Here is a 22,267-nt window from a genome sequence, read left to right as displayed (position 1 = left end):
CTACAGACGCTTTAGCTTCAGGTGTCGCTTCTTTGCTTTCAGCTTTCTCAATTACGGGTGCTTTGGCTTCCGTAGCAGCTTCTTTGCTTTCAGCTCTTTCAACGACAGGTGCTTTAGCTTCCGTAGCAGCTTCTTTGCTTTCAGCTTTCTCAACTACAGGCGCATTGGCTTCAGGTGCTGTTTCTTTGCTTTCAGCTTTCTCCACTACAGGCGCTTTTGCTTCAGGTGCTGTTTCTTTGCTTTCAGCTTTCTCAACTACAGGCGCTTTGGCTTCAGTAACAGCTTCTGTGGTTTCAGCTTTAGCTACAGGTGCTTTGGCTTTAGTAGAAGTTTCTTTGCTTTCAGCTACCGGCGCTTTGCTATCTGTTGTGTTTTCTTTATTAAACGTTACAGCATTCTCAACTGGGTTTGAGCGGTTAGCTGTACGATCGGAAGGGCGACGACGACGGCCTCTGCGGCGAGGATTACGTGGCGCTTCTTCGCCTTTATCTGCATTTGAATTATTGCTGTTTGTGTCTTCAGGCTTTTTGCTAGAGTCATTCTCATGGTCTGGCTTGCGCTTGCGACGACGGCGCTTTGGCTTTTCTTCCGAAGCGTTAGGTAGTGGCTGATCTGGCTCTGGCTGAACAGTGATTATTTCATCATTCTGCTTTTGGGGGCCTCGGTTTCTACGGTCATTGTCGCGACGTCTACGTTTGTTGCGCCCTGAATCATTGCGCTCGTTGTTGCGCTTGCGCTTAGTTGGTTTACTGCTTTTTTCCTTTTCAGCAGGCTCTTCTTTCTTTGGTTCTTCAGTAGAGCCGAAAATCCCTTTTAGCATGCCCATAAAACGTTCGCCAAGGCTATCAGAAGAGCTAGCTGTTGGTGCGCTTGTTTTAGTAGATTGCTTTTCTTTGGTAGCAGTTTGGCTTGAGCTATCTGCTGAAGTTGCGTCTGGTGCAGGTGTTGAGGGTGGCACACTGCGAACAGCGGCTTTCTCTCGCGGTACAACCGTTTGTGTAGTTGCTGAAGCTTCTATTGGCGCTGCATCTTCAGGTTCCGGCTGCATTGTGTAGCTAGCGTCGTTCGTTGTCGCAACTGTGTGATCATCGCGCAAACGTACAACCTCATAGTGAGGTGTTTCCATATTTGGATTAGGCACAATGACAACACGAATATTTTGTCTTAATTCAATGTCATGTACAGCGTGACGCTTCTCATTAAGCAGGTAAGTCGCAACAGTTACAGGAAGGATTGCCCTGATTTGCGAGGTTCTATCTTTGCCTGATTCTTCTTCGATTAGGCGAAGAATGGAAAGAGCTAGAGATTCAGTATCACGAATTGTGCCTTGGCCACTACAGCGGGGGCAAACAACGCCGCGAGTTTCTGCAAGAGAAGGGCGAAGGCGTTGGCGCGACATCTCAAGCAGACCGAAGCGTGAAATTCTACCCATCTGAACGCGTGCGCGGTCAAGTTTGAGTGCATCGCGTAAGCGGTTTTCTACTTCGCGTTGGTTTTTAATCGGAGTCATATCGATGAAATCGATAACGACTAACCCGCCAATATCGCGAAGACGAAGTTGCCTAGCGATCTCATCTGCAGCTTCAAGATTTGTATGAACAGCTGTTTCTTCAATATCGCCGCCGCGAGTAGCTCTGGCAGAGTTAATGTCGATAGAAACTAGTGCTTCCGTTGGGTCAATTACGATTGATCCGCCTGAAGGTAAAGTTACTTCTCTCTGGAAGGCTGTTTCAATCTGAGTTTCGATCTGGAAGCGATTGAATAATGGCGTCTGTTCTGAATAAAGACGGATTTTGTTCTCATAAGTAGGCATGACCTGCTTAACAAAATTTCGTGCATCTTCAAATACCTGTGGGTCATCAATCAGTACTTCGCCAATATCAGCGCGTAGATAGTCTCGTACTGCGCGGATGACAACGTTGCTTTCTTGGTAGATAAGAAACGGCGCAGGCTTTTCTGATGATGCCTGAGTAATCGCTGTCCAAAGGGTTTTTAGGTATTCAAAGTCCCATTGCAACTCTTCGCTACTACGGCCAACGCCAGCAGTGCGGACAATAATGCCCATCTGCTTTGGAATGTTTACACCAGCAAGTGCTTCTTTTAATTGAGTGCGCTCTTCGCCTTCGATGCGGCGAGATATACCGCCTGCTCTTGGGTTGTTTGGCATAAGTACCAAATAGCGACCGGCCAAACTGATGAACGTAGTGAGTGCTGCGCCTTTGTTTCCGCGCTCCTCTTTATCCACCTGTACAATGACCTCGGTACCTTCTTTAAGTACTTCTTTTATATTAGGTCGAGAGCCGCGGGTAGGAGGCTGGGTGAAATACTCTCTAGAAATCTCTTTTAGTGGAAGAAAGCCGTGGCGTTCTGAGCCATAATCTACAAATGCAGCTTCAAGGCTGGGCTCTATGCGGGTAATTTTACCTTTATAGATGTTAGCTTTCTTCTGTTCACGAGATCCAGATTCAATATCTAGGTCGTACAAGCGCTGGCCATCAACCAGGGCAACGCGCAACTCTTCAGGTTGAGTTGCGTTAATTAGCATTCTTTTCATAGCGTTCTCTATACGGAACGCCTTTCACGCAGCAGGTAACCCAATTAAAGGGGCCTGTCTTTTGGACTCTGTTTTCATTGCTGATCAATTTAGCTTTAGGGCTAAAACTGATTTTAATAAGGGCTGTCCATTGCTCAAACAATTATATTGGAGCTGAGGTGCTTCTTATATCAATGTGTTGCATTACAACGCAAGCGGCGAAGTAAATGTCCTCGGTAGAGGAAGTGTCAGCCTATTTTTCATCGTTCTAATTGTTACTACTTTTATTAAAAGCAGGTTCCTGGCTAACGCGCATCTCTACCTCCAACCGGTTATTCCGACTGGGTGAAAAGCTGTTCTCAATTTATATTCATGATAAATAGCCGCTTATATCAACAGAATTTACAATATTTTGTAATTCTTTGGCTCTGTATTACGGCATTTGAAAAAAGATAAAGCCAACAGAGCACGGCAGCGCTAGAATATAGCAGCTATCAACTACCGCATCAATTCGCTAATTGGTTTTCATAATAAATATGTCAGAAGAAAACAGCTCGCAACCTACTAAAGTCCGTTTTGTCGAAATTACTGAAGGTAATGAGGGGCAACGGGTTGATAATTATTTGATTACAGCGCTTAAAGGAGCTCCTAAAAGCCTGATATATAGGATTGTTCGAAAAGGTGAGGTAAGAGTTAACAAAAAACGAGTTAAACCTGAGTATAAATTGCGTATAAATGACGTCGTTAGAATTCCTCCTGTGCGTTTATCTGACAAGCAGCAACCTGCAAAAATAGGAAGCAAGCTGACTGAAAAGCTTGAGGCGGCAATACTTTATGAAGACGATGACTTAATCGTAGTGAATAAACCTTCTGGTATTGCAGTGCACGGTGGAAGCGGTATTAGTCTGGGATTGATTGAAAGTTTTAGACAGATGAGACCGCAAGCAAGTTTTCTTGAGTTAGTTCATCGATTGGATCGTGATACTTCTGGTTGTATTTTGTTAGCCAAGAAAAGAAGTGCTTTGAAATTGATGCATGACTCATTGAAGAAAAGTACGATAACCAAAATCTACCATGCAATGGTCATAGGTTCTTGGAATGAGCGAAAGCGCAAGATTGATGCGCCTTTAAGGAAAAATGAGTTGAAGTCTGGTGAGCGCGTTGTGAAAGTTGCGCCTGATGGAAAGGCTTCGCTAACAGAATTTAAAGTGTTAGAACGTTTCGGTCGTCAAGCAACGCTTGTTGAAGCAAGGCCAATTACAGGTAGAACGCATCAAATTCGTGTTCACTGTCAATTTGCAGGCCATGCAATAGTGGGTGATCAGAAGTACAACACTGATGAAATGAATGAAAAGATGAAGCAGCATGGTTTCGATAGGTTGTTTTTACATGCGGCTGAATTGCGTTTCCCTTTACCGTCCGGTGGCCGAAAAGTTGTTAAGGCACCTCTGGATATTGGGCTTCAAAAAGCGATGAATCGTTTTAAGAGTAAGAATAGTTAATGGATTATAGTTTTTATGAGCAGTTTAGATTTACAAGATAAGATATATACCGAAGCAGATCGTTTGTTGTTGGCAGGCCGTCAGCCAACAGCTGAGTTAATTATTGAATCGTTAAGTTGTGAGCTCCAAGATGCCGAGCGTAGTTTAATCAATTGGTGGGCACTTGTGCCTCAGCGATTAACTCAAACGGATGCGAAGCTTGTACTACCTGATGTGCCTGAAGCTTTGAGTCAGGCTTTTGCTAGAGTTTGGCAACAAGCAGTGCAGGAAGCGAATAGTCAATTTGTTATTGATAAGCACAGTCAGGATGTCGGTCTTGATGTTGTAAGGCGTGAGGCTGATGAGTCACTTAAGGAGTCTAAGGGACGTCTTTTAGAGTTAGAAGAAAGATTAAAAGAAGAGATAAGCAAAAAAGAAGATATCCTGACTCAAGTAAAAGGGCTTGAAGCTGAAATTGGTGTTTTAGAGGTAAACCTTGCAGCTGAGACCTCACAGAAAAAGCAGGAAGAGCAAAACCGTTTAAATGTTGAGCAGGAGCTGAATCACCTTCGTAAGACCTATGATGATAGTAAGCGGACTTTTGATCAGCGGATAAAAGAGGAGCAGAGGCATACCTTAGATGCTGTTAGTAAGGCTGATGCTGATGTGCGTTACTATCGTGGGGCATTAGAGAAGCTTCGAGATGATATTGGTAAAAAGGAATCTGCACTCACAAAGAATCTTCATGACATGCAGGCTGAGTTAGCGCGTAAAGAAGTTAAAAATGATACACAGAAAACCCAAATCAAAAGTCTCGAAGATGAGTTGAAGCGTATTAAGGCTGATACAACTACGCAAACGAGGGATCTTTCTAAAGTTAATACGTCTCTTCTTTCTGAGAGCAATAAAAACAAGAGGTTAGAGGATAAGGTTAAAGCTCTTGATGAGGAGCTGAGGAAGGCCAGGCAGAAGCAAGTTAACTTAACCACGGAACAGTCTAGGCGTGAGGGAGCTATTAGGGCTCAGTTAAAAGAGAAGGATGATGAGCTTGTCTATGCATTAGCTAAAACAACGAGTCTTGAGAAGAAAATTATTGCACAGGATGAAGAGGTTCGTCGTTTAAATGCCAGATTGTAGGCTGCTGAGTAGTTGATTTATATCGAATTTATACTTATCTGTTATAATGTATAAATTACAAAAGTGACATAAGTGAGCGGTCTTCTAAGGTTGATGTTTTTTTGGAGTAGTTAATGAAGTTGCAGCAATTGCGTTATATCTGGGAAGTGGCTCGCCATGATTTGAATGTGTCTGCTACTGCTCAAAGCTTATATACATCGCAGCCAGGTATTAGTAAGCAGATTCGCCTTCTAGAGGATGAGCTGGGTGTAGAGGTTTTCGCTCGTAGCGGGAAGCATTTAACAAGAGTAACACCTGCAGGTCAGGCTATATTGTCTGTTGCTGGCGAAATTTTACAAAAAGTAGAAAGCATAAAGCAGGTTGCTCAGGAGTTTAGTGATGAGCGTAAAGGGAGTTTAGATGTTGCCACAACACATACTCAGGCTCGCTATGCGCTACCACCAACAATTACCGGTTTCATGAAAGAGTACCCTGAAGTATCCCTTCATATGCATCAAGGTACGCCTATGCAAATCTCTGAGATGGCCGCCGACGGAACGGTTGACTTTGCAATCGCAACAGAAGCAATGGCACATTTTAGTGATTTGATTATGATGCCTTGTTATCGCTGGAATCGTTCAGTTGTTGTCCCTAAAGGACACCCTTTAACTCAGCTTGATGAACTGACATTGGCTGATTTAGCTGAGCATTCGATTGTGACTTATGTATTTGGTTTTACAGGTCGTTCTAAACTTGATGAAGCATTCATTAATGAAGGTTTAGAACCGAAGGTTGTTTTTACTGCGGTTGATTCTGATGTGATCAAAACCTATGTTCGTCTAGGCTTAGGTGTTGGTATTGTGGCATCAATGGCTTTCGATGAACAGCAAGATAGCGATCTTGTGCGATTGGATGCCAGTCATCTCTTTGAGCCGAGTGTTACTAGAATCGGCTTCCGTAAGGGGACATTCCTTCGAGGCTACATGTATGACTTCATACAGCGATTCGCTCCTCACTTAACACCTGAACTGATTCGCCAAGTTCAGCAATGTAGTAACCGAAGTGAGATAGATGAATTGTTTTCTGGATTCGAATTGCCTGATCATTAGTTTTTCTTTTCTTTGTTTCATTAATCCCCTGGTATGAAAATGCCGGGTTTTTTTGTGCCTTTTTTCCGTAATTACGCAAGGTTTTACTGAGTCTTTTGCATAGTATGTTTCTGGGTAGGGGCTGGCTGATGAAGAGGCATTGATAGGCGACAGTTCTTATAAAGGTAAGTTTAGTAACGTGTTTTATGAATTTACTAGATGATTGGGGGGTGGCCTTCATAGCGACGTTAGAAATGTATGACCGAACTTTGAGTTAGATTCACCTTACATATACTCGTCAATTTGAGGTTGTTGATTCTGTGAGCACTAATACTTTCTAATGAAGCCTAAAGGATGTTGAATTGATGGACTATACTTAACAAGTTGAATTATTGAGTATTTGTTTAGGCTTAAATGTATGTTATTAATTAAACCGCAATCGCAGGAAATTACTTAATAATTACATGTTTAGGCCGATATTATTTGTAATCTGAACTTTGTCAGGATATAAATCTAACAAGCGTTTAGAAATATCTAATGCATATTAAAATAATAAAGCTAGGAGGCTGCTGTGAATTCTCCAATTTGGGATGCTCTTGCTGATTGGGAGCTGAATTCTGATTTTGATAGCTCTAACACAGGTCGCATCCAGGCCGCATTTGATGCTCAGCACCCTAGGTATCTAATTTATAAAGGCCATCAGGGGAAAAGGATCCTCTATCACTTTACCCGAATGGTCGCAGCCGAACCTGATAAATTACGTCTTCATACTAAACGTATTTACTTATCTATTGCTTGCTATGATAGCGATGCTTTAGAGGGGGCTTTCGCTGATTTTTTGTTGGTATTAGGTGAGAAAGGTTTGACGCTTCGTAAGAGGTTGTTTGATCAGGCCAAGTCTGTAATGAAGCCGGATGTGCGCAATATTATACAGTGTGCAATAGATGAGAATGATTTGACTGGACTGTCAAAGCTATCTAGTAAGTATTCTGTATTAATTGATGGTCGCTTCCAGCCTGCTAGCTTACATGGATGATTAAAGGGTAGCGGTAAAAATGAGTTCAAGAAAACGCAATCAGTTAGAAAATATTCGGAAAATTGCTTTGATAGGTTTTACAGGACCTAATCAAGCTATGCTCGAATATTGTTTCTCGTCTGCTGTCGATTGCGAGCTTGTTACGGCAAGTAGTGCTGCTATTGTGATCATCAATGGTGATCAGGCACATAAAGATGAAGAGGTTCAGCAGCTTATAAATGAAAAATATCCAGTTGCTCATAAATTAGTTATTAGTATTCGAGATTTGGCATGGGATGGTTTTACGGTACTTAAAAAACCTCATACCTCTCAAGACCTCCTTCAATCTATCCGTAAATTTGATATTTCATCACTCGATGCTCATTCTTCTCCAATCTCCAATGCTGAAAAGCGGGCAGGTCAACAAGTAAGTTCTGAAGATGTAGATGTGTTTCGCGGCGGCGAATATTCAAAAAAACGTCAAGGAGAAGCGCTTAAGCAGAAGCTAATGCGTGGTAACTTGACTGTAAGTGCATCAGATAGGCTTGTTAAGCAGATAGAAATTGATATCAAAGAGCAAGAAGCTGAGCTTCATGCTAATTTAGAGGCTGAAAAGCGTGAATATAAGAAAGCGCTTTTAGCTAAGAAGAAAGCACTTAAAATAAAAGAGTTAAAGCATAAAAAACTAGAGCTCAAGAAAAAACAGTTACTTGCTGAAAAAGCAAAAAAGAAGAAAGCTAAGCTTGAAGTCGAGGCTACTCCTGTTGCTACGCCAATAAATGCTACGCCAATCAATACTAAGGCTTCGGAGCATGCTATAAGTTCAGTCGATGAATTGCAGCGCTGTGGTAACGCCGGTGATGTCAATTTAAATCGGTCAGATGAGCGTCGATCGATCTTCCTTAATGCTGAAGATTCTTTGCTTGTTAAAATGCGAGAGGCTGTTGACCTAGCTTTAAAACAGGAACACCCTGTAGAGATCGAAGGCTTGCCAGGGAAAATGTATTTTTTCCCAGCTGATAATGTTTTTTATTCTACTTTTAGTGATGACTTTTTAAATCAATTGGCACTAACCCGCTTTGGTTATAAAGAGTTATCACTACAAACGATAGAAGATTTTGAATTAGAAGATAAAGGAAAGCATCTTGCTGAAGATGCTGAAACGCTGATCTGGAAAGTGGCAATCTGGACAGCAAGAGGGCGTTTATTCAATGGAATGGACCCTGAAAAGCAGTTACAACTATCTATAAAACCTGATTTTAATCGTTTTTTAACATTGCCAAATTGTGAAGCGATTAGTGATGTATGGGTTGGGCATAAAGTGTCCGCGCTGGATGTTGTAAAAATACTGGATGTTCCTCAGCGTGTGGTTTTTTCATTCATGTCGGGAGCATATTCACTTGGATGGTTTCAGGAATGAAGCTGAGTAAGACGACAGGTTTCGGAGTTAATTTGTGACAAGTGCTACTATCCAAAATCAGTTCATACAAATCTGCCCAGCAGGTGCTTTTTATGCAACAGTTGGGTCAGAGCCCGATGATGCACGCGCATTATTGCTGCAATTGTTAAGCACCGATGTTTCTCTACCTTTCAGCCATGAGCTTATTATGGAGTTGACTGATCTGGAAGAGGACGAGGCTAAAGAGCTGTTTGATAAGTTAATAGACAAGAATTTTGTTCAATTGAGTAAGACGCCTGTGCGTGTAATGGACGATTCCATTGAAAAAATCCTACCTGGATTGCTCAAGGATCTTTCTAATACGTCTAAAGTGGCGTTAGCTGATGATCATGGTTTTTGTTTAGGTTCAACTGGTTATGATGCGGATCATGCTGAGGCACTGTGTGCATTGGCTGCTGATGTAAGTTCGCTGCATGAGAGGCATCGACTATTATTAAATCGCGATCTCTCTTTCATGGGGGAGTCTTGGGGAATGCTTGATCCAGTAGGCTTGAGTCAGGTCGGTTTTTGGGTTATTCACCTTGGGCATCAGCGTTTTGTATTGGTCATAGATCAAATGCCTAGGTTGAACCATAATAGTTATGTTGATTTATTAAGCGTCCTTGCACGACGTTATTTGGATTATTGATTAGGGTCAATAAACTTTTTTTTCAATCCTGTATTTTAATGCCTTATATAAAAGGAGTATGTATATGCGCTCAGAAATGTTGACCTCTATACTGAGTGACTTAAATGGAACTTCCGCTGAGATTGAAGCTTCCGCAGTCATTTCAACAGATGGTCTGATGATCGCAGCTCTTCTTCCGGCAGGTCTGGACGAGGATCGAGTTGGCGCCATGAGTGCGGCTATGCTTTCCTTAGGCGAGCGAACGGCAACGGAACTTGCGAGAGGGGATCTTGAGCAGGTGCTTGTTAAAGGTGACGATGGTTACATCCTGATGACTCATGCTAATGATGAATCTGTATTAACTGTTGTAGCTAAACCTAATGCTCGTCTGGGTTTAATCTTTTTAGATGTAAAACGTGCTGCAGAGGCAATCGGTAAGATCCTCTAAAAAGCACGTTTCAACACATGAGTAGGTTTCTTGATGTCTGAGCATGATACAAATGATGTTCGTGATGTAGTCATCAAATATAATGATGGGACTTCTCGTACCACTACAGTGGTTGATCGAGAGGTTCCTTATCCTGAGGGGAAACTTATTGTTTCTCGTACAGATACCAAGGGGAATATCACGCATGCGAACCAGGCATTTGTTGAAATGTCTGGTTATATGCATGAAGAACTCATTGGTCAAAATCACTACATCCTACGTCACCCTGATATGCCTGCTGTTGCATTTTCGGGGCTTTGGGAGACTATACAGTCCGGTAAAAAGTGGCATGGCTACGTCAAAAATTTGCGTAAAGATGGTGCTTATTATTGGGTTAAAGCCACGGTTATTCCAAATATTCGAAAGGGTGTTGTTGTTGGGTATACCTCGGTCAGGCGTAAGCCATCTCGTAGTAAAATTTCTGAAAGCGAAGCTTTATACAAAACCCTTCTGTAGGTTCTAAATACTTAAGATGCCGTTAAATTTAACTGTTAGTCCTGATTTTGCACCAAGTCATATTTCAGGTTGGTTCATATTCAATACATGGATGCAGCGTCAGTTAGGTGAGGGCATACATCTAGAGTTATATGATTCTTTTGATGCTCAGAGAGAAGATATAAAAGCCGGTAAGTATGATCTGGTTTATGCTAATCCCTTCGATGCTTCAATGCTGGTACGTGATCTCGGTTTTAAGGCTCTTGTAAGGCCGCTCGCTAAAGCTGATGAAACAATTATCGCTACAAATGCAGACTCTTCTATTCGTTCTGTAGAAGATCTAGATCCGGGCTGTCAACTTTATACAACCGACGACCCAGATGTTAATCGCATCGCTATGATTATGCTTGAGGCTGCGGACTTAGATGAAAGTAATACACAAAGCCATACCGTTGATAGTTACGTTATCGTCGCCCGTAATATACTAAAGGGTTCAGCTGACGCCGGTTTTTTCCTTAAAGACGCTTACGATGAGCTGTCTGATTTGATTCGAAGTCAAATGAGAGTGCTTATTACAAGTGAGATCAGTGTTGTTCATCATACATTTCTAGTGGGCCCCAAGCTTCAAGAGCGTGCTGAAGAGATTCAAAAATTTCTTATCGCTATGTCTAATGACGCTAAAGGGAAGAGTGTGCTCGACAGTATGGGACTTCAGGGTTTTGAGGAAATGACTGAGGAAGAAACTGAATTTATGATTGATCTGATTGATACGCTTATAGATTAATCATAGTTATTCTATGAATTCTTCAATAAACTGATCTGCCGGAACGGGCTTTGAAATGTAGTAGCCTTGCGCTTCATGGCAACCCAGCTGGCCTAAAAGCTCCAGCTGTGCTTTATCTTCAACACCTTCGGCTATAACAGTTTTCTTCAAAATGTTCCCTAGATGAATAATTGATTCGATGATCGCTTTGGCCTGATCAGAGTGCTCAATGTCGTTCACAAAGCTCCGGTCAATTTTAATCCGGTCGATTGGGAGTGATGCCAAATATGATAGGGACGAATAGCCCGTACCAAAATCATCCATCGCTAAGGATATCCCTAGTGCCCGCATCGCTCTGAGCTGTGATTCTGCAAATTCAGGATCTGCCATCGCAGCCGTTTCTGTAATTTCTAATTCTAAAAAGTCTTTGTCAATTTTATAGTTTTCGACGAGTTTCTTTATATCGGGAATTAAGTTCACGTCTTTTAACTGTACAGGCGATAAGTTCACTGCAATTTTAGGGATGTTGAAGCCGCGTTCCTGCCACGAGTTTAAAAGGTAGAGCGCTCTTTTTAGTACCCACTCACCCAGTTCAATAATCAATCCACTTTGTTCTGCGATTGGGATGAACTCGCTAGGGGAGACCGGTCCCAATTCGTTGCTGTTCCATCTTAACAAAGCCTCAGCGCCGACGACTTTGTTATTTGAAATATTTATTTTCGGTTGGAATAGTAGAGTTAATTCATTATCTGAGATAGCGGTATGTAAGTGGACCTCGATCTTTCTTTTACGCTGTATGCTGAGCTGCAGTTCTTGGTCGAAAAATTTATATTGACTGCCTGAGTTATCTTTTGCTGAATACATGGCAATATCGGAGTTACTTAGCAAGGCGCTCGTTGTGTTACCGTCATCAGGAATCAATGTAATGCCAATGCTGATTCCAATGTGAAGTAGGTGCTCTTCCACTTTGAATGGGGAAGTGACCGCTTTAATAATTTTTTCTGCTAGTTCACCCGGTTCACTGGTGGATTCAATATTTCTTTGGATGATGGCAAACTCATCACCTCCTAAACGTGCAATAAGGTCATTCTCGCTAATGCAGTGTTTTAGACGCAGTGCCACTAACTTTAAAAGCTGGTCGCCGCTCAAATGGCCTAGCGTATCATTTACATCTTTGAAATTATCAAGGTCCATGAACAGTACTGCTGAGCATACGTTTTCTGTTCTTGATTTTTGTATAGCAATTTCTAATTGTTTTAATAAAACAGGGCGGTTGGGAAGATTGGTAAGTAGGTCATTTTCTGCTTGATAGCGTAGCTGTTTTTCAGCATCTTTCTGTTTACTAATGTCGGATTTGAGTGAAAGGTAATGACTAATGTTTCCTTCAGTATCTAAAATGGGAGTGATAGACATTGATTGCCAAAATTCTTCTCCATTCTTCTTCCTGTTTATAATTTCGCCTTTCCATCTTTTGGATTGTTTAATAGTTTCCCATAGGTTTTGATAGAAAGAGATAGGCATCTCGCCAGATTGAACAAGATTACTGTTCTGGCCGATAGCTTCTTCAGCGGTGTATCCTGTATTTTCGGTAAACATAGGGTTTACGTAAACAATTGTCCCTTGCGTATCAGTGATGATCACCTCGCTTGAACTTTGTTCTACAGTTGTTGAAAGTAGACGAATATGCTCTTCGTTTTTTCGGCTTTGAGTAATGTCACGAGTGGTGATTACAAAGCCGTTTTTTGGCATAGGTGAGGATTCGCATTCAACAAGCTTCCCACTATTTTGAACTTGTAACCATTGGTGTTTACTCTCTTTGATGACCTCTATTTGTGGCTGCTCTTCCGAATGGAGAATATGATAGTTATTTAAAAATAAATTTTCATAACGTTGTTTATGGAATATTTCCTCATGAGCCATTGATGATATTTCAATGAATGGTTGATTCCATAACTGTAGGTTGCCATCAGTTGAGAACATCGCAACGCCTTGGCCTAAAGTCTCAAGCGTTCCTTTTAATTGGCTTAGGTGCTCCTCTAGGTCCTGAGCTCTTTTTTGTTGTTCTTTGGCTTTAATAACAGAAATATCGGTCCCTGTTAAAATGAGCCCTTCCTCTTTACCAAATTGAGAATACAGAAGGGTTCCTTTTAATAGGAATATTTTTTGGCTAATCTTTTTATGTCTTCCTAAAGGATCTTGGAATATGACCTCTTTTTGGAAGTGACTTTCAGTATAAACGGCACGATATAGATAGGGGCGATGATCCCAGGAGCTAGCAGGGAAGCTATCAATGATTTCAGCTAATGTAGCATCCTGTAACAAATAATCAGGTGAGCTACCAATAATTTCATGTGCTTTACACTGCAATATATTTTCAGCATAGCGATTAAGTCTGGTGATTCTACCCTGATTGTCTGTTACGACTAGAAACTCGTCTATAGAGTTTGTAATACCATCAATCAGTTCATTCGCGCTACTAAGATTAAAGTTTTTCTCCTCTAATTCAGCTTTTTTGTGCTCAACTTGGCTAAGCATAAGATCCATAGACTCAAGGTTGGTTAGTACCTTTCTCTGTAATGCTGAATTAACGGTTTTAAGGCTTTCTATTTCAGAAGAGGTATTGTCATCAATATCATCTGGCTCAATTGATGCTGTCGGGATCCGTTTGCGATCAAGGTTATCGACTATGAATACGCCGTCATCTAGAATAACTTTAAATGATGACGAGCTATGGACAAGGCTTGAGGCCAAACCATGCTTAGGACAGATGATCTCTCCCTTGGTATTAAGTTTGGCATGCAGCAAGGAGGCGTGCGCATGAGGGCAATAAAGAGGGGTAGCATAATGGGTGTCGTTATAGTTAATGATTAATAGAGGGTTTCGATCATTATGAAAAAAACCGACCCAGCGGGTTGCCCCGTGAATCTCAACGCGTTGCTCTATAATTATCTTGTTAGTATCCGGTTGAGCAGTATTCATAACATGCTCTCCTTTGCTTGGATCTGTTTGATAATCATGTCAACAGCAAGTGGAATTGATGCTTTAACTGAATTTGATAGGCCTTTATGAAAGGCGGTAATCGAGTCGATATAGACAAAAAGAATCTCTAACGTTGGGAGCTTTTGGCCTTGTGATAGGATCTCTCTATGACGAATCAGTTCTTCAAGGCCACCATCGTGAAGGTTTCTCTGTTGTGTTTTAGAGAACATCTCAGGGTTTGACCAATGAAGGGAACCTGGAAGGTCATCAGTTTCTTCGCGTTGGCAAGCATCAACCAGAATGACATAAGAGGAATTTATGACCTCTTTCCAGGCTAATAGGCTATTGGTCCCGCTAAAAATGACATTCACATAATCGGGGAGTGGGGTGGTTTTAAGCTTTTTGTAAATCTCCATCCCAAAACCATCATCACCGTGCCATTCGTTACCAAAGCAGAGAACCGTTATCATTAAATCACCCCGTAGCGATGCTTCTTTTTGCTCCCAAGAACATGCACGGTGCAAACTAGACAGGGATCGTGTGAACGCACAACATGGCCTATCTCTACCGGATCGTCTTCATCTGTGATTTTTAATCCGATCAGGCTTTGCTCTATATGGCCTCGCTGATTGGCTGCATCTCTAGGTGATGCATTCCAAGCAGTTGGTGTAATAATTTGATAGCCTGTGATTTTACTATCTTCCACGCGTAACCAATGCCCAAGGCTGCCGCGTGCGGCTTCAATCATGCCAATTCCTTCACCATCAATAAGGGGTTTATGAGCCATGGTTGGTTGTTCTATATTGCTCAAAAGGCTTTCTAGTTGTTCTTTTAGTAGCAGTAAAGACTTAGCTTGGCGGTGTATGCGTGAAAACTGCCTTAACCAGCTGCTGCAGCCTTTTTCACGTAAATTGCTGAGGATCAAAGGATCACGATCGATTGCTAACTGAGCCATAGGACCTGTTTGTACTACATCCCCTTTGTAACGTGGAGCCTTGGCCCAGCTGTAACGTTGATCGTCGGAAGAAAATTTTGGCTGAGTTAGGCCTTCATGGGGGTGTCTTGGCTTTGATGATTCATCGTAATACCAGCTGTAGCTAATATCTTCAGTAATAAGGTGCTGTTCTAGTTCAGAATGGCTGTCAGAGCCTATGTTGTATATGCCAGAGCGTCTAAGTCGATGCTTTGGTTCATCAGTGTCGATCACAGAGCCGTAACTCATCAAAAGATCACTGCCGCTGCCCAGATCATCTAAACCAATTTCAGTGCAAAAGCGGTGCATTAGACTGGCTGCGGCTTTGTTGCTTTTGAACTCTTTCTCAAGAGAAGCTCTATCTTTTAATGTAAGCCAATATTCTATAGAGCAGCCTAATATTTGTTCTTCAAACCACTGTATATAGTTTTGAGTGACTGAAAGGCTACTCAATACTTTTGCTATATCAGGTAGCGAGGTGACGCCGCCAGGAACCATATATGAGGAGTGCGGCCATTGACCTCCGAAAATCGCTACAATTTCGATAATGTGGCGGCTTTGAATCACCGCATTTTTATATACGTTACCACTCATATCCATAAACTGTTCACTGAGTTCAGGATAGAGAGAGTGATTCTTATAAGTAGGATGACAGAGGTCAGGGCTGAACATCAAAAAGGTCTGACGGCAATCAGATTGAATTTCTTCGGCCAATAGGCATATATTGCGTACACGAATAGCATTAGCTGGTGGTGTAATATATGACATCGATTCGATTGCTAACGTGCTAGCGAATAGGTGGGCTGTACTACAGATGCCGCAGACACGGGGTGTAATTGCCAGTGCATCCATAGGGGCTCTGCCGAGAAGAATCTGCTCAAAACCTCGATACATTGTGCCGATGCACCACGCATCGGTCACCACTCCATTATTTACATCTAGCTCAAGCTCTAGATCGCCTTCTACACGATTTAGTTGTACTTTAATTCGTCTACTCATAATGAAATGCAGCTCAAGGTTTCATTTTACGTTCAATAATACGTATGGGTGCAGCATCTTTGGCTAAGCCTTTGTAAGCCATATATCTTGGTCGACTCACACCTAAAGGGAGTGCAACAGGTATGTCGCCAACTTTTTCGGTTGTAAACAACGGGGCGTTTCGCGGAAAATCTGGGGATACACAGCCAAGGCATGGCACGCCTTCGCGAGTTTTACTGCTACGATTGTTCCACAGTTCAGTGTTACAAGTAGCCGTTGTATAGGGCCCTTGGCAGCCTAAATTGTAGAAAAGGCATCCAGCCTCGCCAAACTTATCCTCTTCAATATCATATTCATGATACTCATTTCGAGAACATCCTTGATGAACCAGTGTGCTGTAATGAGCTTTAGGTTGCTGCATATCATTTAGAGGCAGTGGATAGCCTTGGGTCAGCGCAATGATTGTCTGCATGATTGTATTTGGGTGCGTAGGACAGCCTGAAATATTAATCACTGGCAGACCCTTATTACTTCGCCAATCCATAGGTAGGAGGCCATCATCGCTGCCCTGAAATGATTGCATGCCTGTACATTCAGTAGGATTGGGGGGGGCTGCAGGAATGCCTCCAAAAGCGGCGCAGGTTCCTACTGCAACCACGTAATCTGCTTTTTGAGCTAATTCTTTAACTATGAAGGCTTTAGGCTTGCTATCTAAGGTATCAAACATGCCTGTATTATTAGGGCCAAGCGCTAGACTGCCTTCGATACACAAAATATTGAGTTCTAACTGATCGGATAAAATAAGATCGATATCAGTAAGTAGCTCGTTGAATGAACGAGTTGACAGAGAGGGCTGCCACAATACATTGATATTGTGTTGAGCCACAAGTTCGGGCCATGATGGCTTGTCAGCACAAAGCAGTGACATAGTGTCACCGCTACATGATCCTGCTTGTATCCATAATAGGTTTGTTTTTATTATACCCATGGGCACTCAATTCATGTTTGTTTGTAAGTTTAGTCTATATTTTGCTACTCGCTAAGTCTCTACTTATATATGCTGTTTTCTAAAAATAATCGTAATATTAAAGAGTTACGACTAAATAATAGAGTAGTTAACTTATAAATCAACTGGCTAAATTGATCTACTTTAGTTTTTATGAATATAAATAAATTACGATTTCATACTTAAGGCAATTCGTTTACGTTTTGGATCGATTTCAGTCACTTTTACACTCACAATCTGCCCCGGCTTAACTATGTCATGCGGATCTTTAACAAATTTGTTAGCGAGCTGTGATATATGTACTAGTCCATCTTGATGCACACCAACATCCACAAATGCACCAAAATTAGTGACGTTCGTAACAGTCCCTTCCAGCTGCATACCGACTTCTAAGTCAGACAAAGATTCCACACCGTCTAATAGAGTCGCGGTCTTGAATTCTGGTCTTGGATCTCGGCCTGGTTTTTCAAGTTCTCTTAAAATATCCCTAACTGTATAAAGGCCTGTAGACTGATCAACGAAGGCCTTAGGGTCAAGCTCATGAAGTATAGGTTGATTGCCTATCAGTTCTTTAATGGATGTATTCTGGTTTTTAGCAATTGATTCAACCAGTTTGTAAGATTCTGGGTGAACACTTGAGTTGTCTAAAATATGTTTACCATTTCTAATACGCAAAAAGGCGGCGGCTTGCTCAAATGCTTTTGGTCCCAAGCGAGGTACTTTTAGTAGTTCTTGTCTTGTGGTGAAGGGGCCTTTCTCATTACGGTATGTCGTAATGTTCTGGGCTAAAGCCGTGTTTAAACCTGCGACACGGGTAAGGAGTGCTTCAGACGCACTATTTAGATCAACACCGACCGCATTTACACAATCCTCAACCACATGTTCTAGTTGCTCAGAAAGTTGCTGTTGATTGACATCATGTTGATATTGGCCAACTCCGATTGCTTTAGGTTCGATCTTCACCAGCTCGGATAAAGGATCTTGCAGACGCCTGGCAATGGAAACAGCCCCTCTGATCGTTACATCAATATCTGGGAACTCTTTACTGGCCAGCTCCGAAGCAGAATACACCGAGGCGCCAGCTTCACTGGTAATCAGCTTTTGCGCATTGATATCAGCGTGTTTCTTTAGCATTTCTGCCACTAGCTTCTCTGTTTCCCTCGAGCCAGTACCATTGCCAATACTAATAAGCTCAACTTTAAATTTTGCGCAGAGCTTATAAAGTTGGTCTATAGAATCATCCCATTGATTCTTGGGAGGGTGAGGGTAGATAGTTGTGTAGGAAAGCAGCTGCCCTGTGGTGCTCATTACAACCACTTTCACACCCGTACGTAGTCCGGGATCAAGACCCAAAGTCACTTTAGGGCCGGCAGGTGCCGCTAACAGCAGGTCTTTAAGGTTACGGCTGAATACTTGGATCGCTTCGTTTTCGGCTTGTTGTTTGTATTGCTGAATCAGCTCTTTTTGTAGTTTAGGCCTTAATCGGCTCTTCCAACATTGTTGAGTCTGAGCTTGTAACCACTCTCCACCAAGGCCTTTACGAGGCAACTGTAGGTATCTGGATGATAGCTGTTGGCAATATTCTTCGTCTGGGATCTCTAGTTTGACCTTTAGAATGCCCTCATTAACACCACGCAGTTGAGCTAACAAACGGTGGGAAGGGATACGTTTTAACCGTTCAGTGTAATCAAAGTAATCACGAAACTTTTGCCCCTCATCCGTTTTTCCTTTGGTAACGCTCGACTTCAGGCTAGCACTGTCCATCAGCTGACTACGTAAACGTTGCAGTAGGTCAGGCATTTCAGTAATACGGTCACTCAGAATCGTGCTAGCGCCTTCAAGCGTTGTATCTATATCAGCGAAATCTTTGTCTTTATTGATGAACTGCGCAGCGAGTTGCTTGGGGTTGCTACTAGGTTTACTAATAATTCGATCGAGTAAAGTCTCAAGTCCAGCTTCTTTAGCTAGTTGGGCTTTAGTACGGCGTTTACTCTTATAAGGTAGGTATAGATCTTCAAGCAGCGTTTTATTTTCTGCATTTAAAATAGATGTTTTAAGTGAAGCGTTGAGTGCGCCTTGTTCTTGTATATTCTTCAGAATAGTCGCTTTACGCGCATCCAGTTCACGCAAGTAATTTAGGCGTTGAGCAAGAGTCCTTAATTGTTGATCATCTAGAGCCCCGGTTACTTCTTTACGGTAACGCGCAATGAAGGGCACCGTGTCACCGTTATCAAGAAGCGTAATGGCGGCATCGACCTGCTTTTCATTAACGTTAAGCTCTTTTGCAATGGTTTGGGAGATCATTTTTTAATTTAACCCTTCTGCAACGTTTGCAGGATCCACTGCTTTAACTGGTGCTCTTGTAGAGCGCCAGCTACACGGTCTATCTCTTTGCCATTTTGAAACATTATCAGGGTTGGAATACTGCGAATGTTCATATTCGCGCTAACCTTTTGTGCAGCTTCAGTATCAACTTTGGCAAAGAGTAATATTTCAGATTCAGCGGCGATTTTTTCAAAGATCGGTTTCATCATTTTGCATGGACCACACCAGCTTGCCCAAAAATCGACAATCACAGGCAGCTCATTCTCACTGACATACTTTTCAAAAGAGCTATCGGTTAAGTCAGCGGGGGCGTGAGTATGTAGAGGTTGTTTGCATTTGCCACACTTACCCTGAACATGTGATTTATCTTCAGGAATACGGTTAGAGGTAAAACAAGAAGGGCAAACAATTAACATAATGATAACTCAGCTAAAATGATAAAGGAGCCTATCATAGCGCTGATTCAAATAGGGCTGTAGTGCATTACATATCAAATAGTGAAGGATTGTTAAAAGTGCACATAGACTTAAGTTATAGAAAAGTGATAAATCCGCTTTTCTTCAAGGGCGCTTATCCTCTATCCTTGCACTGAAAACTTTATTTTGTATGGGTTTATTATGTTAGATAAGAATGAACAAGCTGAAACGCAAGGTCGCTTAACCACAAGAACGATAGCGATGCCTGCTGATACAAACCCATCAGGTGATATTTTTGGTGGTTGGGTACTGTCACAGATGGATATTGCCGCAGGTATCTGTGCTGGCCAAAGAGCTCAAGCACGTGTAGTGACTGCATCACTTGATAGCATGAGTTTTATACGTCCCGTCAAGGTAGGTGATATCTTAGGTGTCTACACCGATGTTGTCCGTGTAGGCCGTAGCTCTATGGATATCCATGTAGAAGCGTGGGTACGTCGCGGGCGTATAGGACGCCGTGAAAAAGTAACCGAAGCTACCTTTAAGTTTGTAGCAATAGATGAACAAGGTAATCCTACACCTGTACCTGCTGAAGCTGATCTCCCTGATTATGTGATGGATATTTAAGTGACACAATTTATCTCTGTTACTCATATTGGATCAAATCAGCTCCCTCCGATGGAAGATGATTCCGGCAGTGATATTGCCTATTTCATTATGCAGAATGAGTCGGAACAGACGTTACATCTCGCCTACTCAGTTAAACGGGATTTCTTATCCGTTCCCTTAACATACAATATTGTTAAGTTTTCCTGCGCTTCATGTTTAGAGATCCATCAAATGCCAATTGAAGAGTACTTAGATGGCTTTGAAGAGGATGTATCTATACCTCAACCAGGATTTTATCAGTTTCAGGCGCACGATGATGGGAGTGAAGATCAAGATGAGGATGAAACCGATATTGTCGTTATTGTTGATCGGGAAAAGGTGATGGAACTGACCTTTGAAAAGATCGAGCGGCTCTCTGATATCTATCACAGTGCAGATGCTAGAACAGCGTTGATGAGTGCACTCTCTACGTTATAAATTTAACTGACTCATAGCATGCTTAGACTCACTGCTGACCTAATTTACTTTACCGATATATGGATGTTTGAAAGTTTATGATTCGTGTTTTACATACCTCTGATTGGCATTTAGGTCAGCACTTTATTGGTAAGAGTCGATTGGCTGAGCATCAGAAGTTCGTTCAGTGGTTGGTTGCTAAAGTTAAAGAATATCAAATAGATGCAGTAGTAATTGCAGGTGATATATACGATACAGGTTCTCCCCCAAGTTATGCCCGTGAACTGTATAATGAGCTGGTGGTTCAGATCAATCGGCAGGGTTGCCAGCTGATAGTCCTTGGCGGTAATCATGATTCAGTATCTACCTTAAATGAATCTAAAGGCTTGCTTAAACACTTAAGTGCTGAGGTCATTGCAAGCGTTGATGCAGAGGCAAAAAACCAGGTCATTACGCTTAAAGAAAGTACCGGTAAACCGGGTGCAATCTTATGTGCGATTCCCTATCTGCGCCCTAGAGATTTGATGCAAAGTAAGGCAGACCAATCCGCCAAAGACAAGGCGCAAGCGTTAGGCAGTGCGATTGCCGATCATTATCAAACTATCTACGCATTAGCAGAAAAAAAACGTGAAGAGTTGGGACTGGATATACCTATCATTGCGACGGGGCATTTAACGGCAATGGGGGTTAAAAGTTCGGATTCAGTTAGAGATATCTACGTTGGTAACCTAGAAGCTTTCCCCGCAAGTGCATTCCCGCCTGCTGACTATATAGCCTTAGGTCACATACATCGTCCGCAAATAGTCGCGCAGTCAGAGCATATACGTTATTGCGGATCACCGATCCCTTTAAGTTTTGATGAAATTGGAAGTCAGAAACAGGTGTTAATTGCAGAGTTTGATGACAACGCTTTAGTCAGTGTCGAACCACTGCATATACCCATGTTTCAACCCATGCAGGTCATCAAAGGGGACTTAGCCAGTATCGAAGCACAATTAGCTGCACTCAATCATCCAGCAGAAGCGTTACCAATATGGCTCTCTGTGGAAGTAGAAGCCCAAGACTATCTGAATGATCTGACTCAGAGGGTTGAGCAGTTAACGGCTGATCTGAATGTAGAAGTTTTATTGTTACGCAGAGCCCGCAAGCAGCGTAGAAGTGAACTTACGCAGCAATCGAAAGAGACCTTATCAGAACTCAATGCCTATGAAGTATTTGATAAGCGTGTACAGAATGAACTGTTTGAAACTGATCAAGAGCAATCACGCTTGGAGCGTATTAAGCAAAGCTTCTGTCAGATAGTGACCGATGTTGAAGAACAGCATGGCATGGCATCCAGTAAACCGGCTGTAGATTTTCTAAGTAGTCATAAACAAGTTCATAGCGCAGATACGCAATTTAATAGCATAGATTCACAAGCTCAGAGAACAGATACGACAGCTCAGAGCAATGAAGCTATTAATAGCGATAGGTCTGATTCAGTATCAGACGATACAGAATTCAATATCTCTGTCCCAAAAATAGACGATAAAAACGCTCTA

At 42.1% G+C, this 22,267-nt stretch carries 19 protein-coding genes; 12 read left to right on the top strand and 7 right to left on the bottom strand.

Going from position 1 to position 22,267, the window contains the following annotated elements; all coding sequences use genetic code 11:
- The coding region (rne, locus tag B4K11_RS04800) for a ribonuclease E (RefSeq protein ID WP_292957133.1) at positions 1–2,554 on the bottom strand (2,554 nt) is incomplete at its 3' end.
- Between the two features lie 515 nt (positions 2,555–3,069).
- On the opposite strand from rne, the gene rluC reads away from it, so the two are divergent.
- The 9 genes from rluC to B4K11_RS04755 all read left to right on the top strand — a co-directional run bounded on the left by rluC (position 3,070) and on the right by B4K11_RS04755 (position 11,005).
- Positions 3,070–4,035, top strand: coding sequence for a 23S rRNA pseudouridine(955/2504/2580) synthase RluC (rluC, locus tag B4K11_RS04795; RefSeq protein WP_292957136.1), 966 nt, complete (start codon positions 3,070–3,072; stop codon positions 4,033–4,035).
- Between the two features lie 15 nt (positions 4,036–4,050).
- Complete coding sequence (locus B4K11_RS04790; protein ID WP_292957139.1) at positions 4,051–5,151, top strand: DNA-binding protein; 1,101 nt, start codon at positions 4,051–4,053, stop codon at positions 5,149–5,151.
- Between the two features lie 113 nt (positions 5,152–5,264).
- Positions 5,265–6,239, top strand: a complete 975-nt coding sequence (cysB, locus tag B4K11_RS04785) for an HTH-type transcriptional regulator CysB (RefSeq protein WP_292957142.1) — start codon at positions 5,265–5,267, stop codon at positions 6,237–6,239.
- A gap of 550 nt (positions 6,240–6,789) precedes the next feature.
- Positions 6,790–7,254: a hypothetical protein gene (locus tag B4K11_RS04780; protein WP_292957145.1), complete on the top strand. Its 465-nt coding sequence runs from the start codon at positions 6,790–6,792 to the stop codon at positions 7,252–7,254.
- Between the two features lie 19 nt (positions 7,255–7,273).
- Positions 7,274–8,653 carry a hypothetical protein gene (locus B4K11_RS04775; RefSeq protein WP_292957148.1) on the top strand — a complete coding sequence of 460 codons (1,380 nt, stop codon included), beginning with the start codon at positions 7,274–7,276 and terminating at the stop codon, positions 8,651–8,653.
- A gap of 34 nt (positions 8,654–8,687) precedes the next feature.
- Positions 8,688–9,320, top strand: coding sequence for a hypothetical protein (locus B4K11_RS04770; RefSeq protein ID WP_292957151.1), 633 nt, complete (start codon positions 8,688–8,690; stop codon positions 9,318–9,320).
- A gap of 64 nt (positions 9,321–9,384) precedes the next feature.
- The gene (locus B4K11_RS04765; protein ID WP_292957154.1) at positions 9,385–9,747 is read left to right on the top strand and encodes a roadblock/LC7 domain-containing protein; all 363 of its coding nucleotides are present in this window, start codon (positions 9,385–9,387) and stop codon (positions 9,745–9,747) included.
- Between the two features lie 33 nt (positions 9,748–9,780).
- The gene (locus B4K11_RS04760; protein WP_292957157.1) at positions 9,781–10,242 is read left to right on the top strand and encodes a PAS domain-containing protein; all 462 of its coding nucleotides are present in this window, start codon (positions 9,781–9,783) and stop codon (positions 10,240–10,242) included.
- Between the two features lie 16 nt (positions 10,243–10,258).
- Entirely contained in the window at positions 10,259–11,005 is a 747-nt protein-coding gene (locus tag B4K11_RS04755) for a phosphate/phosphite/phosphonate ABC transporter substrate-binding protein (protein ID WP_292957160.1), read from the top strand.
- 6 nt (positions 11,006–11,011) lie between these two features.
- On the opposite strand, the gene B4K11_RS04750 is transcribed toward B4K11_RS04755, so the two are convergent.
- The 6 genes from B4K11_RS04750 to trxC form a co-directional block, all read right to left on the bottom strand.
- Positions 11,012–13,963, bottom strand: coding sequence for an EAL domain-containing protein (locus tag B4K11_RS04750; protein WP_292957163.1), 2,952 nt, complete (start codon positions 13,961–13,963; stop codon positions 11,012–11,014).
- On the bottom strand, positions 13,960–14,433 hold the full coding sequence (locus B4K11_RS04745; protein WP_292957166.1) for a hydrogenase maturation protease: 474 nt from the start codon (positions 14,431–14,433) through the stop codon (positions 13,960–13,962). The genes B4K11_RS04750 and B4K11_RS04745 overlap by 4 nt, the downstream gene beginning before the upstream one ends.
- Positions 14,433–15,935, bottom strand: a complete 1,503-nt coding sequence (locus B4K11_RS04740) for a nickel-dependent hydrogenase large subunit (RefSeq protein ID WP_292957169.1) — start codon at positions 15,933–15,935, stop codon at positions 14,433–14,435. Before B4K11_RS04740 ends, B4K11_RS04745 begins: the two co-directional genes overlap by 1 nt.
- Before the next feature lie 13 nt (positions 15,936–15,948).
- Positions 15,949–16,902: an NADH:ubiquinone oxidoreductase gene (locus B4K11_RS04735; RefSeq protein WP_292957172.1), complete on the bottom strand. Its 954-nt coding sequence runs from the start codon at positions 16,900–16,902 to the stop codon at positions 15,949–15,951.
- 186 nt (positions 16,903–17,088) lie between these two features.
- Complete coding sequence (locus tag B4K11_RS04730) at positions 17,089–19,224, bottom strand: Tex family protein (RefSeq protein WP_292957175.1); 2,136 nt, start codon at positions 19,222–19,224, stop codon at positions 17,089–17,091.
- Positions 19,225–19,232: 8 nt separating this feature from the next.
- Complete coding sequence (gene trxC, locus B4K11_RS04725; protein WP_292957178.1) at positions 19,233–19,661, bottom strand: thioredoxin TrxC; 429 nt, start codon at positions 19,659–19,661, stop codon at positions 19,233–19,235.
- 201 nt (positions 19,662–19,862) lie between these two features.
- Here trxC and B4K11_RS04720 point away from each other — a divergent pair, with 201 nt between their 5' ends.
- The 3 genes from B4K11_RS04720 to sbcD all read left to right on the top strand — a co-directional run.
- Entirely contained in the window at positions 19,863–20,288 is a 426-nt protein-coding gene (locus B4K11_RS04720) for an acyl-CoA thioesterase (RefSeq protein WP_292957181.1), read from the top strand.
- Complete coding sequence (locus B4K11_RS04715) at positions 20,289–20,747, top strand: hypothetical protein (protein ID WP_292957184.1); 459 nt, start codon at positions 20,289–20,291, stop codon at positions 20,745–20,747.
- Positions 20,748–20,824: 77 nt separating this feature from the next.
- Positions 20,825–22,267: exonuclease subunit SbcD (gene sbcD, locus B4K11_RS04710; protein WP_292959256.1), on the top strand; the 1,443-nt coding region annotated here is incomplete at its 3' end.

The sequence above is a fragment of the Neptuniibacter sp. UBA6509 genome, assembly GCA_002435145.1.
GTDB lineage: Bacteria > Pseudomonadota > Gammaproteobacteria > Pseudomonadales > Balneatricaceae > Neptuniibacter.
This window is presented reverse-complemented; position numbering and strand designations above follow the sequence as displayed.